General features: G+C 62.3%; 13 protein-coding genes and 1 tRNA gene. 5 read left to right on the forward strand and 9 right to left on the reverse strand.

All coding sequences use genetic code 11. The annotated features are described in order from the left end of the window. Window positions 1-39 precede the first annotated feature (39 nt). From AC4PTT_RS02570 to rplU, 6 genes are all read right to left on the reverse strand, one after another. Window positions 40-1,326, reverse strand: coding sequence for a glutamate-5-semialdehyde dehydrogenase (locus AC4PTT_RS02570; RefSeq protein ID WP_492162046.1), 1,287 nt, complete (start codon window positions 1,324-1,326; stop codon window positions 40-42). Continuing rightward, window positions 1,327-2,481: a glutamate 5-kinase gene (gene proB / locus AC4PTT_RS02575; RefSeq protein ID WP_206553219.1), complete on the reverse strand. Its 1,155-nt coding sequence runs from the start codon at window positions 2,479-2,481 to the stop codon at window positions 1,327-1,329. 7 nt (window positions 2,482-2,488) lie between these two features. Next, a complete protein-coding gene (gene obgE / locus AC4PTT_RS02580) occupies window positions 2,489-3,526 on the reverse strand; it encodes a GTPase ObgE (RefSeq protein ID WP_206545715.1) in 1,038 nt (345 codons plus the stop codon). Window positions 3,527-3,635: 109 nt separating this feature from the next. Then, window positions 3,636-4,229: a GNAT family N-acetyltransferase gene (locus tag AC4PTT_RS02585; protein WP_206545716.1), complete on the reverse strand. Its 594-nt coding sequence runs from the start codon at window positions 4,227-4,229 to the stop codon at window positions 3,636-3,638. Window positions 4,230-4,350: 121 nt separating this feature from the next. Next, the gene (gene rpmA / locus AC4PTT_RS02590; protein ID WP_113153417.1) at window positions 4,351-4,620 is read right to left on the reverse strand and encodes a 50S ribosomal protein L27; all 270 of its coding nucleotides are present in this window, start codon (window positions 4,618-4,620) and stop codon (window positions 4,351-4,353) included. Window positions 4,621-4,699: 79 nt separating this feature from the next. Beyond that, complete coding sequence (gene rplU, locus AC4PTT_RS02595; protein ID WP_113153416.1) at window positions 4,700-5,320, reverse strand: 50S ribosomal protein L21; 621 nt, start codon at window positions 5,318-5,320, stop codon at window positions 4,700-4,702. Between the two features lie 248 nt (window positions 5,321-5,568). Between rplU and AC4PTT_RS02600 the strand changes: the two genes are divergently transcribed. Together AC4PTT_RS02600 and AC4PTT_RS02605 are read left to right on the forward strand one after the other, a co-directional pair. Further along, window positions 5,569-5,658 (forward strand) — tRNA-Ser (locus AC4PTT_RS02600). 257 nt (window positions 5,659-5,915) lie between these two features. After that, window positions 5,916-7,022 (forward strand): DNA cytosine methyltransferase, encoded by a 1,107-nt coding sequence (locus tag AC4PTT_RS02605; protein WP_492162047.1) that lies wholly within the window; start codon window positions 5,916-5,918, stop codon window positions 7,020-7,022. Here AC4PTT_RS02605 and AC4PTT_RS02610 read toward each other — a convergent pair. Then, window positions 7,004-7,663: a hypothetical protein gene (locus AC4PTT_RS02610; protein ID WP_492162048.1), complete on the reverse strand. Its 660-nt coding sequence runs from the start codon at window positions 7,661-7,663 to the stop codon at window positions 7,004-7,006. The two genes, AC4PTT_RS02605 and AC4PTT_RS02610, sit on opposite strands and share 19 nt — an antisense overlap. 335 nt (window positions 7,664-7,998) lie before the next feature. Further along, window positions 7,999-8,586: a TetR/AcrR family transcriptional regulator gene (locus AC4PTT_RS02615; protein WP_492162049.1), complete on the reverse strand. Its 588-nt coding sequence runs from the start codon at window positions 8,584-8,586 to the stop codon at window positions 7,999-8,001. A gap of 190 nt (window positions 8,587-8,776) precedes the next feature. On the opposite strand from AC4PTT_RS02615, the gene AC4PTT_RS02620 reads away from it, so the two are divergent. From AC4PTT_RS02620 to AC4PTT_RS02630, 3 genes are all read left to right on the forward strand, one after another. Then, window positions 8,777-9,877, forward strand: coding sequence for a DUF418 domain-containing protein (locus AC4PTT_RS02620; RefSeq protein WP_492162050.1), 1,101 nt, complete (start codon window positions 8,777-8,779; stop codon window positions 9,875-9,877). Window positions 9,878-9,993: 116 nt separating this feature from the next. Further along, window positions 9,994-11,433 carry an SLC13 family permease gene (locus tag AC4PTT_RS02625; protein WP_492162051.1) on the forward strand — a complete coding sequence of 480 codons (1,440 nt, stop codon included), beginning with the start codon at window positions 9,994-9,996 and terminating at the stop codon, window positions 11,431-11,433. A 6-nt stretch (window positions 11,434-11,439) separates the two neighbouring features. Beyond that, window positions 11,440-12,342: a LysR family transcriptional regulator gene (locus tag AC4PTT_RS02630; protein ID WP_492162052.1), complete on the forward strand. Its 903-nt coding sequence runs from the start codon at window positions 11,440-11,442 to the stop codon at window positions 12,340-12,342. Window positions 12,343-12,354: 12 nt separating this feature from the next. On the opposite strand, the gene AC4PTT_RS02635 is transcribed toward AC4PTT_RS02630, so the two are convergent. After that, window positions 12,355-13,083 (reverse strand): SDR family NAD(P)-dependent oxidoreductase, encoded by a 729-nt coding sequence (locus AC4PTT_RS02635; RefSeq protein WP_113153410.1) that lies wholly within the window; start codon window positions 13,081-13,083, stop codon window positions 12,355-12,357. Window positions 13,084-13,087: the final 4 nt, after the last annotated feature.

Here is a 13,087-nt window from a genome sequence, read left to right on the forward strand (position 1 = left end):
TGCTGTTCTCGTCGGACTGCTGCATCGCGAAGCGGCCGCTCAGGGCCGGGTCTGGCCGGAGCCGCGAACGCGATATCTGAACGAGGTGAGCTGTTCGACACCCACCGGCCCGCGCGCATGCATCTTGCCGGTGGCAATGCCGATCTCCGCGCCCATGCCGAACTCGCCGCCATCGGCGAACTGGGTCGAGGCGTTGTGCAGCAGAATGGCGGAATCGATCTCGTTGAAGAAGCGCTCAACGGCTGCCGCATCTTCCGCGACGATGGCCTCGGTATGGTGCGAGGACCATGTGCCGATATGGCGGATCGCTTCATCGACCCCGTCGACCAGCTTCACCGAAATGATGGCGTCGAGATATTCCGTGCCCCAGTCCTCTTCGGTCGCGGGTGTTGCCGAAGCAAAGCGGGCGCAGACCTCTTCATCGCCGCGAATGGCGCAGCCGGCTTCTTGCAGCGCGGTCAGAACGGGCGTGAGCAGCCGGTCGGCCGCAGCGCGATCCACCAGCAGCGTTTCAGCCGCGCCGCAGATGCCGGTGCGCCGCATCTTGGCGTTGACGGCGATGGAGACCGCCATGTCGGTGTCGGCCGAGCGGTCGAGGTAAAGGTGGCAGATGCCTTCCAGATGGGAGAACACGGGGACACGCGCATCGCTCTGCACGCGCTCGACGAGGCTGCGCCCGCCGCGGGGCACGATGACGTCGACATTGCCGCCGAGGCCTTTCAGCATTTCGCCAACGGCGGTGCGGTCGGTGACCGGCACGCGCTGGATGGCGTCGGCGGGCAGGCCGGCCTTCTCAAGTCCTTCGACGAGGCAGGCATGGATGGCGGCGGACGAGCGCGCGGAATCGGAACCGCCGCGCAGGATCACCGCATTGCCGGCCTTGAGACAGAGCGCGCCCGCATCGGCGGTCACGTTGGGGCGGCTTTCATAGATGACGCCGATGACGCCGAGCGGGGTGCGCACGCGCTCGATCTGAAGACCGTTGGGGCGATCCCATGCGGCGATTACGCTCCCGACCGGGTCTTTCAGCGCGGCGATGGCGCGCATGCCCTCTGCAATGGCGGCGATGCGTGCGGGATCCAGCTTCAGCCGGTCGAGGAGGGCAGGCGACAGGCCTGCTTTCTCGCCGCGCGCCATGTCTTCGCGGTTGGCCTCAAGGATCGCCGCCTCATTGCGCGTGAGCGCATTGGCCATGGCTTCCAGCGCGGCGTTCTTCTCGTCTGGCGTGGCGATGGACAACGGGCCGGCGGCGGCGCGGGCGCGCGCACCGAGATCGTTCATCAGCGCGGCGATGTCCGCACTGTCCTGCCTGTTTTCCATCAGCATTCAACCCTCCGCTTTTTCAATCCGGTTCTGGCGCACATGCGGCGTCGTGACCAGGTCATCGCGATGCACCATGGCGGTGCGCGCTTCGTATCCGAGCACCTCGGCAATGTCGCCGCTTTTCAGACCGGCGATTTTTACGGCATCGGCGGCATCATAGGCAACCAGTCCACGGGCGACCTCGCGCCCGTCGGGGCCGTGAATGGCAACCGTGTCGCCACGGGCGAAACTGCCCGAAACCTGTGTGACGCCAGCCGGCAGAAGCGAGTTTCCGGCGGCAAGCGCCAGAACCGCGCCGGCATCCACGCCGATTGTGCCGGCGGGCTCGAGCTGGCCGGCGATCCATGTCTTGTAGGCGCGCACGGGTGTCGTGCTTGCCCTGAAGAGGGTGGAGCGGGCGTCGCTGTCGATCGCGGCCAGCGGATTGAGCCGCGTGCCCGAGGCGATGATCATGGATGTGCCAGCCGCCGTGGCGATGCGCCCGGCATCGAGCTTGGTGCGCATGCCGCCGCGCGAAAGCTCGGAAGCAGCAGCGCCCGCCATGGCCTCGATCTGCGGCGTGATGGCGTCGACCACGGGGATGAACTGCGCATCGGGATCGCTGGCCGGCGGCGCGGTGTAGAGCCCGTCCACATCGGAGAGCAGAACCAGAAGATCTGCGCCGAGCATGGTGGCGACGCGGGCGGCCAGGCGATCATTGTCGCCATAGCGGATCTCGCTGGTGGCGACCGTGTCGTTTTCGTTGATGACGGGCACGACGCCCATCTTGAGAAGGGTGGAGACGGTGGCGCGCACATTGAGATAGCGGCGGCGCTCTTCCGTGTCGCCGAGCGTGACGAGGATCTGGCCCGATTTGAGCCCGCGCTTGCGCAGCTCCTCGTCCCATGCGCCGGCGAGCGCGATCTGTCCCACGGAAGCCGCGGCCTGACTTTCTTCCAGCTTCAGCGTGCGCCGCTCGATGCCGAGGATGGTGCGGCCAAGCGCGATGGCGCCGGACGACACCACCAGAACCTCGACGCCATCGGCATTGAGATTGGCGATGTCATCGACAAGCGCGGAAAGCCATTCGCGCTTCAAACCCTTCTTGCGGTCCACCAGAAGGGCGGAGCCGATCTTGACCGTGATGCGACGGTGACTGTTGAGCGCGGGGCGGGTCATGGTCTGCCTATTTCTGCCAGCGCTCATCAACCGCATCGGCGTTTTCTTCTTCGGCGCGGGCGTCCTGGATGATCTTCATCAGGGCGCGCAGCACCTCCTGCACGCCTTCGCCGGTGGCGGAAGACAGGAGGAGGGGCGTCTTTCCGCAGGCCTCTGCAAGGGCGGCCTGCTTCTCGGCGCGGGCGTCCTCGTCCAGAAGATCCACCTGGCTGAGCGCGACCACTTCGGTCTTGTCGGTGAGGCCGTGGCCATAGGCGGAAAGCTCGCCGCGAATGGTCTTGTAGACGGCGGCCGGGTCTTCCTCGCGTGCGGAAACGAGATGCAGCAGAACGCGGGTGCGCTCCACATGGCCGAGGAAGCGGTCGCCAATGCCGACGCCCGCATGCGCGCCCTCGATCAGGCCGGGGATGTCGGCCATGACGAATTCGCGCGCGTCGATGCGCACCACGCCGAGATTGGGGTGCAGCGTCGTGAACGGATAGTCGGCAATCTTCGGCTTGGCTGCCGTGACGGTGGCCAGGAAGGTGGACTTGCCGGCATTGGGCAGGCCGACGAGCCCGGCATCGGCGATGAGCTTGAGGCGCAGCCAGATCCACGCTTCCTCACCCGGCAGGCCGGGATTGGCCCGGCGCGGCGCCTGGTTGGTGGAGGATTTGAAGTGCTGGTTGCCGAAGCCGCCATTGCCGCCGCTGGCCAGCCTGAAGCGCTGGCCGATCTCGGTCAGATCGCAGATCAGCGTTTCATTGTCTTCCTCGAAGACCTGGGTGCCGGCCGGCACTTTGAGAATGGCGTCGCCGCCCTTTGCGCCGGTGCGGTTGCGGCCCATGCCGTGCACGCCGGTCTGGGCCTTGAAATGCTGCTGGTAGCGATAGTCGATGAGCGTGTTGAGACCCTGAACGGCCTCCACCCAGACATCGCCGCCACGCCCGCCATCGCCGCCATCGGGGCCGCCGAACTCGATATATTTCTCGCGTCGGAACGAAACGGAACCCGCGCCGCCATCGCCGGAGCGGATATAGACTTTGGCCTGATCGAGAAATTTCATGGTTTTGGACCGTCTTTCCGTAACGTTGCGCTGAACCGTCTACAGCATTGCGCGCTGAAGTGCGAGAGCAGACAGGGCGCGCGTGCCTGTCTGCTCTCGTCTCAATTTCTCAAGCGCCCCAGCTTCTGAGGCTGACCCAGGTGCGGCGGTCGAGCTGGTAGCGCTCGACGGGCACCCGGCCGGCCACCACGGAATCCATCATGCCCTGACCGGCAAACTGGAAACCGCATTTGTGAATGACGCGGCGCGAGGCGGTGTTGGTGACGCGGCAGGAAACATTGAGCCGGTCGATATCCGTGGCGCGGAAGGCGAGGTCCACCAGGGCGTGGGCCGCTTCCGTTGCGTAGCCGCGCCCCCAGTAGGGTTCGCCGATCCAGTATCCCATCTCAAGACCATGGGCGCGGTTTTCCAGGCCCGCGCAACCGATGAAGGCGCCGCTCTCGGACAGGGTGATGGCATAGGTGCAGCCGCTGATCGCGCCGGCGCGAATGCTGGACAGAAAACTGTGTGCGTCGGCAACGCGATAGGGATTGGGCAGACGGCCGAGCATTTCGGCCAGATGCCGGTTGTTGGCGAGTTCCACCAGCTCGGTCACATCGTCATCGCGCGGGATGCGCAGGACGAGGCGTTCCGTGACCAGAACGGGACAATCTATGCTGACGCTGGGACTTTCACCCTCGATGTCTTCACTTTCGGCGACCATTTTTTCCTCCGGACAATAGAAAAGGGGAGATGGCGACCCATCTCCCCTTTTTGAACCTATTTCCGGAATGTCCAGACACCGGTCCCCGAGATGGGTCGCCGGTGTTTGGTGCGCGGACCGGCTATTCCGCGGCTTCCAGAATTGGGTTTACAGATACGTACGTTCGGCCGTTTGCCTTCTTGGCAAAGGACACGGAACCAGCCTCAAGCGCAAAAATCGTATGATCTTTGCCCATGCCGACATTGGTGCCGGGATGCCATTTCGTGCCGCGCTGACGGATGATGATGTTGCCGGCGCGAACCTGCTCGCCGCCGAACTTCTTCACACCAAGGCGTTTGGACTCGGAATCGCGACCGTTGCGCGACGAACCACCAGCTTTTTTGTGTGCCATTTCGCTTGCTCCTTTGCGCCCTTGAGAGCGCTCGTATTCCTATTGCGCCGTCAGGCGCCCGATTTCAACCCTGCGGCGATTATTTCGCCAGTTCTGCGGCCTGCTCGCGCCAGTCCTTGATCTGGTCGGCGCTGAACGGCATGGCCTCATCGATGCGCACCACGTCCTCGTCGGTGAGGGCGGCCACCTGAGCGTAGGTGGTGATGCCCTGCTCGGCGAGCTGGCCGGCTGCGACCGGGCCGATGCCCTTGATCTTCGTCAGATCGTCGGGCTCGCCTGCCGGAGCGGTGAAGAGCGGAGCTGCCGCTGCGGGCGCTTCCGTCTTTGCTTCGGCCTTCTTCGGCGCGGCTTCTTTCTTGGCGGCTGCCTTCTTCGACGGCTTCGCACCGCCCGTCAGGATCTCGGAGATCCGCACGGTGGTCAGAAGCTGACGATGACCGCGCTTGCGGCGCGAGTTCTGGCGGCGACGCTTCTTGAACGCGATGACCTTCTTGCCGCGGCCCTGCTCGACCACTTCGGCAGCCACGCTGGCGCCTTCAACGAGCGGCGCGCCGAACGCCACGTCTTCGCCCTCGCCAACGGCGAGAACGTCTGCAAACTGAATGATCTCACCGGGCTCGCCGGCGATGAGTTCGACCTGAAGCAGGTCATTGGCGGAAACGCGGTACTGCTTGCCGCCGGTTTTAATGACTGCGAACATCTTTTTTCCTTTCGGTGTCCGGTCCGGCTTTGGTCCACGACTTTGTGGCCTGCCGTCTTTTTGTCAGTCCTGAGGGTTAAACGCCATGCGGCGCAGGGCTTTCCCACGTCGCAGGACGCGTGTCCATAACGGAAGCTTGCCACAAGGTCAAGTTGACGGGTTGAAAATGCCGCAGATTGGCCCTTGTGTCGGAGGCGATGACCGGTTATCTAGTGCGCCGCGCTGGCAACAGCAGACCAGCATCTCGCGGAGAGGTGGCTGAGTGGTTGAAAGCACCGCACTCGAAATGCGGCATACTCGCAAGGGTATCGGGGGTTCGAATCCCTCCCTCTCCGCCATACATCGCTGATGCCCTTCCAAGTGCTGCTCCCAGAGCGCTCATCTATCGACGTACGCAGCGCCAGAGGCGGACTGCCGGGCTTCGGCCCATGCCGGTCATTGGGGATACTATGCCATGCTGCAAGAGCAGCCCGCTTATCGGGCAATCGCTGCGGTCGCACGTTCGAAACGGTTGGGCGCACATCCTGCTTGATCAAAGGAATCTCAACATCTAACGTGCGAACATAACAAAAACAGAGCTAGGGTTTGAGCGGTCATGAGCTACACGCATATCCGTTGGGACATTTCCGAAGACCGACGCACCGAATATGCGATTTCGTCCAAAACCTCGCAACTGGCACGTAGGACTGCTGACGCTGTTGCAGCCGAAGCGGAAGCAGTTGAGCTTAGCCCTAAGTACGCGCCAGAAGACGATATGAAGCAACTGAAACGTCTTCCGGTGAAAACGCTTTCCTTGTTTAGTGGAGGTGGCGGTTTAGACCTCGGTTTTGATCGGGCTGGGTTCGCGCACCATGCTTCATACGAAATCCTGAAGTTTGCTGGCGAAACTCTTCGGAGCAATCGGCCCAAATGGAAGGTGTTTTCTGGAGAGAAGGGCGACGTTACTCGTCAAAACTGGAAGCCGCTTCGAGGCACTGTTGATGTGGTTCACGGTGGTCCGCCATGTCAACCATTTTCGATTGCAGGACGCAGAATGGGGAAAAACGACGCCCGCGATATGTTCCCAGAATTTGTGCGATGCGTCGATGAAATTCGTCCCAAAGCGTTCATGGCAGAGAATGTTCCTGGATTTCTCAGCGCCAAGTTTACTGCTTATCGTAGAGGGCTATTCATTGAACTTGCGAAGCACTATGAAATCACGACTTTTGTAGTGTCGTCGGATGAATTCGGGGTTCCACAGGCACGGAAGCGGGCAATATGCATCGGTGTGCGCCGTGACTTGGAGAAGAAATTCGATCACGCGACAATCCGGAAAGCTTCAGAAAAGCGGGGCGTCCAGAGCGCGTTGGGGTTGAGTCTGACTTCTAAAGATGGTCCGGCACCGACTCTAAGGTCAACGCTGACTGGACCGAGACAAACCACCTCTATTGCAAACAGCACGGCTTCTGTTGTGCGTTGGAAGGAGTATGGCATTTGGCCTCATGGGATTTCACCCAGCGCTACGGTTGCACGATCATTTCCGACGAAGGATGGAACATATCGGATGTGTGTAGAGGAGTGTCAGATAATTCAGGGGTTCCCTCTGTCCTGGGAGTTTTCCGGGGCAGTTTACCAACGCCTGGGAATGATTGGGAACTCTGTTTGCCCACCCGTTGCCTATGCGTTGGCGAAAGCCTTAAGAGATCAGGTTTTTAATGATTGACGAATGAGTTTTCGAAGCTCTGCAGGGTGGTCCGCGGTGATCTTCGGAAAGGTTTCCAAAACCTGTTTTGGGATGTGCGGGTTGTTCAATGTGCTGCCGCGCTCAATCACGTATTTGCACCGGAGTTGAAGGATTTTAAGCATCCTTCCCGGCGAATAGCCTTTTTCGCTGTCGCAGAATTCCTTGTATTTAGCTTGAGTGAATTGATTCTTGTGAACTTTTTTGGCGTCTTCCAGAGAGTATATTGTCTTGTCGCCGCAGAGATGTTTAAGATCTTCAATTCCGACCATCTTTGAAGCTATGCCGGCCAAGGCATAATCTAGACTAATATAGTCTCTTTTCTCTTCTATCCATGCTGCCATCATTTTTGGCGAAGCGTAGCGTGTGTACATAAGCGCTCTGCCATTGGCCGTGTAAAAACCAAATATCCAATGCTTGTCTATCCACTTGTTGATGTGGTTCATGCCGAAATCACGGACAGTTGTGACGCTGGTTTTTGTTGTGCTCTTGAGTTCGAACTCTATGTGCTTGCCGTCAATATCGAGCTCTGCGTCAGTCCCATCTCTGGAGCGCCCCGTTGGTCGCTTCAGCTCAAATAGTTCGATCTGTTCTTCTTCGCGCCTGTCGTCTTGAACCGACATGTTGCCCCACATTGTTGCTGATTTTGCAGCAATCTAGCTACTATTTCTGAGGGCAATCAAGAGCGATGCTCACTTTCGGTGGATTGCGGGTATTATGGGAAAGGTAAGCGGCTCCTCATCCGAAAGTTCGCCTTCTGTAGCAAGGGCTGCGAAATCCACAGGGCGCACTGGTACAAGCGCATCTCAGTGCCGTCACGATTTAAATACCTGCTCTTTTGATCCTAACAGAGACCGTGGGGTATCGTTGCGTATGACCGCTCTCCGCCCATAGGAACCATTCGCCCTTCTCTTGATTTGGAGGAGCGCAGCTCAGGTTTCGTTTTCCGTCAGTCCACCTAAGCACCCACCGCCCCCTCGACAAAGCACCACAGCGCGTCCTGTCCGGCTTGTGGCTTTTCTTCCAGCAGGGTTCTGAGTGCGCGGCCTTCGATGACATCCAGAAGGAGGCGGGCGGTTTCTTTTGGGGTGTCGAAGGGGCGGAACGCGCCGCTCTCGAAACCGCGGGCGAGCAGGTCGGCCAGGGCCGTTATCAGCGCTGCGCGGTTGTCGGAGAAAAGAGCGGCGATCCGGGGGGCGCGGATGGCTTCTGACAGTATTTCCAGACCAAGCACCGCATTCTCCGGGTGTGACGCATAGGCGGCGTAGTCGGTGACGAAGCGCCTGAGCGTTGCCTGCGGATCGCGCCCTTCGGTCAAAAACGTGCAGAATGGTCGAAGCTCATCGGCTTCGAGCCGCGCGATCTCGGCCAGAACGGCCTCTTTTCCCGAAAAGTGATTGTAGAGATTGCCAAGGCTGATGCCCGCGCGGCGGGCAATGTCGCGTACGCCCGTCTGGTGGTAGCCGGCGTCCAGAAAACAGGCCAGCGCGGCCTCCACGATCTGCAGCTTGCGCGGATGTGCGGCGGGTTTTGTCTTCTCGGCCATCTTGCAGTCCCGGCTTTTGATCTCTAAATGAACGAACGACCGTTCATATATTGGTGAATGGCGGTGGGCGAGGCAAGGGATCAGGGGCGATAGCCACAGGATTCCGGCGGTGCATCGGTTTCAGGCAGGCTGGAGAAAGCGGTGATGGATCTTATGGGTTTGTGGCGGCAGGGCGCAGGGGTGGCGGGGCATGGCTGACGCAGTTGCGGTGGAGGCGGTGCGGTCGCGCGCCCGTTTCGAAGGGCTCGACCTTGCGCGCTTTCTGGCCTTTGTCGGCATGGTGATCGTGAATTTCACGATTGTGATGGGGGCTGAGACCGGGGCCGGGGTTGGGGCCGGCGTTGAAGGCGGTGGCGGTGTTCTGGCCGGAATGACGTTGCTGCTGGAAGGGCGGGCGGCGGCCACCTTCGTGGTGCTCGCCGGGCTGGGAATGGGGCTCGCCGCATCGCGGGGCATGGAGCGCACGGTTTCCGACACGATCAGGCGGGCGCTGTTTCTGCTGGTCGTCGGCCTCTTGAACAGCCTCATCTTCGATGCGGACATTCTGCATTACTACGCGTTCTACTTCCTGTTCGGCGTCTTCCTTCTTCCATTGCGCACATGGACGCTGATTTGGGTGATCGTGGCGCTCAACATCGCCTTTGTGGGGATGAACTTTGTGCTGGATTACGATACCGGGCGCGACTGGGTGGATTACAGCTATGCCGATTTCTGGACGCCGGCGGGCTTTGTGCGAAACCTCTTTTTCAATGGCTGGCATCCGGTCATTCCGTGGCTTGGTTTTCTGCTGTTCGGCGTGATCCTGAGCCGGCTGGACCTTGGCGAAAGGCATGTCCGCAATGCGCTTGCGCTGGGCGGGCTGGCGGCGTTTCTTCTGGCGGAAGTGCTGGCGGCGCGGCTGCAGCCGCTTCTGGGCGCAATCGACCCGGAACTGGCCTATCTGGTCACCACGGGGCCGGTGCCGCCCATGCCGCTCTACACGCTGGCGGGGATGGGCATGGCGTCTCTGGTCATCGGGCTTTGCCTCTCGCTGGCCGAGCAGCCGGCAATGGCCCCGGTGATGCGGGCGGTGGTGCCTGCGGGGCGGCAGACGCTGACGCTCTACATCGCGCATATCGTGGTGGGCATGGGCGCGCTGGAGGCGCTTGGCATGCTGGGCGGGCAGACGCCGGGGGCGGCGGTTCTGGCGGCGCTGATCTTCTGCGCGGCGTCGGCGGTGTTCGCCTTTGTCTGGTCGCGCGCCTTCAAACGCGGGCCGGTGGAGACGCTGATGCGGTGGGTTGCCGGATAGGCTGAGGCCGGGCGTTCGGTTTTCGTGAGGGCGGCCCTCTGAACAATCGATTGGATTGAGCGGGCCGGAAATGAGCAGTGTCGCCGCGTTGTATTTTCACGAGGCGCGTTCATTTCATGTCGGAGCAGACTTTATCGCGGGCGAGCGGGCGATCACCCGCAGCGGCGCAGCCGGGTGGGGGACCCGCGCGGAACACCCTGAAAGCAATCGGCATCGCGGTTGCGGCGGGCGCTGTGGGACTGCTGGCCGCTTCCTCCCTGCCGGTTCCGATGGCGCTTGCGGCGGCGCTCGCCGTCTTCTGCATCGGCATGTGGGCGACGGCGGCTGCGCCGGAATACTGGACCGCGCTTGCGTTCTTTCTGGTGGCGGTGCTGTCGGGCATCGCGCCGCCCCAGACGGTGTTTTCCGGGTTTTATTCATCGACCTTCTGGCTGCTGTTCGGCGGGATCATTCTGGGTGCCTCGATCCGTTACACGGGGCTTGGCGCGCGCATGGCGGCGGCGCTCTCGGGCATGCTTGGAACGCGCTATTCCACGGTGATCATGGGCGTGACGGCGTTCAGCCTGGCGCTGGCTTTCGTGATGCCGTCTTCCATTGGCCGGATCGTGCTGCTTCTGCCCCTCGTCATCGGGCTTGCCGATCACATGGGCTATGGCGCGGGCGCGAACGGGCGCACGGGGATGATTGCGGCTGCGGCCTTCGGCACGTTTCTGCCGGCCTTTACGATCCTGCCTGCAAACGCGCCGAACATGATCATGGCCGGCATGGCGGAAACGCTTTATGGCGCGCGCTTTTCCTATTGGGGCTATCTGCTGGCGCATTTTCCCGTGCTTGGCCTGCTCAAGACCGGGGTGCTTGTGGTGCTGATCCTGAAGATGTTTCCCGATGCCGATCCGCGACGCCAGCCGGCGGCGCATGACCGGGCGACGGCCATGACGCCTGCGGAAAAGCGGCTTGCGCTGGTGCTGGCAGCGTGCCTCGCGCTGTGGCTCACGGATGCGCTTCATCAGATATCGCCGGGCTGGATTGCGCTGGCGGCGGCGCTTTATTGCCTGTGGCCTGCTTCAGGGCTGACATCGAAAAAGTGCATCAATGAAGAGGTGAATTACGCATCGCTCTTCTTCGTTGCCGGCATTCTGGGACTTGGCGCGGTGATCTCGTCCACCGGGCTTGGCGAGGCGGTGGTGGCGGGGCTGAGCGGGCATGCGGATTTCTCGGTCGACCGGCCGGTCTGGAATGTGGTGATGCTGACCGGCATCTCCACGGCGGTGGCGATGATCACCAATCTGCCGGGTGTGCCCGCTGTCATGACGCCGATGGCGGAGAAACTGGCCGTGCTGACGGGGCTGCCGCTGACGACGGTTCTGATGACGCAGGTTCTGGCCTTCTCCAACGTGTTCCTGCCCTATCAGGCGCCGCCGCTGATCATGGCGATGCAGCTGGGCAATCTGCCGGCGGGGGCCGTCGCGCGGCTGTGTCTTGTGCTGTTCGTCATCGGCCTTGTCGTGCTCCTGCCGCTCGATCTGGTGTGGTGGCATGTGCTCGGGCTGGTATAGGAATGAATGCAGACCAATTGGGCGCGGGGCGCGGTGATGGACATCCAGCAGCTGAGAACATTTGTCGCCGTTGCGCGCGAGGGAAGCATCACGCGCGCCTCGGAGCGGGTTCATCTCAGCCAGCCCGCCGTCAGCGCTCACATCAAGGCGATGGAGGATACGCTGGGACTTGCGCTGTTCGAGCGAACCCCGCGCGGCATGGATCTGACGCGCGACGGCGAACGCCTGCTGGAAAGGGCCGAGCAGACGCTGGCCGCCCATCGGGAGCTTCTTGAGGAGGCGGCGCGGATCAAGAGCACGCTGACCGGGCGTCTGCGGCTCGGCATGGGGTGCAATTCCGGTACGGAAGCGCTTGGCCATCTGATGACGGGGTTTGCCGAGCGCTACCCGCAGGTGGATGTGGTGCTGCGGCACGGGACGTCGCGCTCGATTGCCGAGGGGGTTCGCAATGGCAGCCTCGATGCCGGTTTCTACAATGAGACGGGTGAGCCGGAAGCGGATCTGAGCGTTGTGGAGATTTCGCGGTTCGCCATCTATCTTGCCGGCCCGCCGGGAACGGTGGCGAAAGACGGTCCCGACTGGCGCAGGCTGGCGGATCTGCCGTGGATCTGCCCGGCCCCGGACACATGTTGCGGCGAGGCGGCGGAAGCGCTCTTTTGCCGGCACAATTTTCGCCCCGAGCGTATCATCAGCGTTGACCGGGAGCAGGTCACGCGGACGCTGATCGCCGGCGGGGTGGGGGTCGGGCTGTTGCATGCGGACGCCGCGCGCGAGGCCGAGGCAGCTGGCGAGGTGGAGCTGATCTGCGAGGCGCAGGCTGCGACGCGGCTTTTTTTCGCCTGCCTCGGGGAGCGCGTGGACGACCCGCTTCTGCGCGCGGCCAATGCCATCGTCACCGCCACGCTCTGACGACAGGGTGCGTCAGAGCTGCATGCTGCCGACGCTTGCGCCGCCGCAGACATAGAGCGTCTGCCCGGTGACGAAGCTTGCCTTCGGATCGGCGAAGAACATGAAGGCGTTGGTGACGTCTTCCACCGCGCCGAGCCGGCCAACGGGAATGCGTTTGGCAAGCTCTGCCTCCCGCTCGCTGCCCTTCGGGATGATGCCCCAGAAATTGTCGGTCTGGATCGGGCCGGGCGCCACCACATTGACGGTGATGCCGTGGGGGGCGAGCTCCAGCGCCCAGGTGCGCGCCATGCCCACCATGCCGGCCTTGGATGCGCCATAGGCGGTGCGGGTCTGTGCGCCCAGTGCTGCGCGCGAGCCGTTGAAGAGAACTCGGCCGAAGCGGCGTTCCTTCATGGCAGGCAGGAAGGCTTTCAGGAGCGTGAGGGCGGAACCCAGGTGAAGCTGGGCGAGGCCGGTGATGTCTTCGGCGCTGGCGTCTTCGATGAGGTTCGGCCAGATGAGGCCTGCATTCTGCACGAAATGGGTGACGTCGTGCCTGCCGGCGATCTCGGCTGCGGCTGCGCTGACGGCTGTGTCGTCCAGCAGGTCGGCTTCGACCGAGCTCAGACGTTCATGCGAGAACTCCGGCGCGCGGCGCGCAACCGAGACGACGCGGTAGCCCGCATCCAGCATGGTCCGGGCGAGGTCCGCGCCGATGCCCTTGTTGCCGCCGGTGATGACGGCTGTCAGCTCTTTGTCCATCGTG

The sequence above is a fragment of the Nitratireductor sp. WH36-1 genome, from assembly GCF_058725515.1.

Bases quoted from the DNA above. Each gene is read 5' to 3' on its own strand.
- rpmA (WP_113153417.1), bottom strand. From the start codon at position 4,620: ATGGCACACAAAAAAGCTGGTGGTTCGTCGCGCAACGGTCGCGATTCC.
- obgE (WP_206545715.1), bottom strand. From the start codon at position 3,526: ATGAAATTTCTCGATCAGGCCAAAGTCTATATCCGCTCCGGCGATGGC.
- rplU (WP_113153416.1), bottom strand. From the start codon at position 5,320: ATGTTCGCAGTCATTAAAACCGGCGGCAAGCAGTACCGCGTTTCCGCC.
- AC4PTT_RS02585 (WP_206545716.1), bottom strand. From the start codon at position 4,229: ATGGTCGCCGAAAGTGAAGACATCGAGGGTGAAAGTCCCAGCGTCAGC.
- AC4PTT_RS02570 (WP_492162046.1), bottom strand. From the start codon at position 1,326: ATGCTGATGGAAAACAGGCAGGACAGTGCGGACATCGCCGCGCTGATG.
- AC4PTT_RS02615 (WP_492162049.1), bottom strand. From the start codon at position 8,586: ATGGCCGAGAAGACAAAACCCGCCGCACATCCGCGCAAGCTGCAGATC.
- AC4PTT_RS02625 (WP_492162051.1), top strand. From the start codon at position 9,994: ATGTCGGAGCAGACTTTATCGCGGGCGAGCGGGCGATCACCCGCAGCG.
- AC4PTT_RS02630 (WP_492162052.1), top strand. From the start codon at position 11,440: ATGCAGACCAATTGGGCGCGGGGCGCGGTGATGGACATCCAGCAGCTG.
- AC4PTT_RS02620 (WP_492162050.1), top strand. From the start codon at position 8,777: ATGGCTGACGCAGTTGCGGTGGAGGCGGTGCGGTCGCGCGCCCGTTTC.
- AC4PTT_RS02610 (WP_492162048.1), bottom strand. From the start codon at position 7,663: ATGTCGGTTCAAGACGACAGGCGCGAAGAAGAACAGATCGAACTATTT.
- AC4PTT_RS02635 (WP_113153410.1), bottom strand. From the start codon at position 13,083: ATGGACAAAGAGCTGACAGCCGTCATCACCGGCGGCAACAAGGGCATC.
- AC4PTT_RS02605 (WP_492162047.1), top strand. From the start codon at position 5,916: ATGAGCTACACGCATATCCGTTGGGACATTTCCGAAGACCGACGCACC.
- proB (WP_206553219.1), bottom strand. From the start codon at position 2,481: ATGACCCGCCCCGCGCTCAACAGTCACCGTCGCATCACGGTCAAGATC.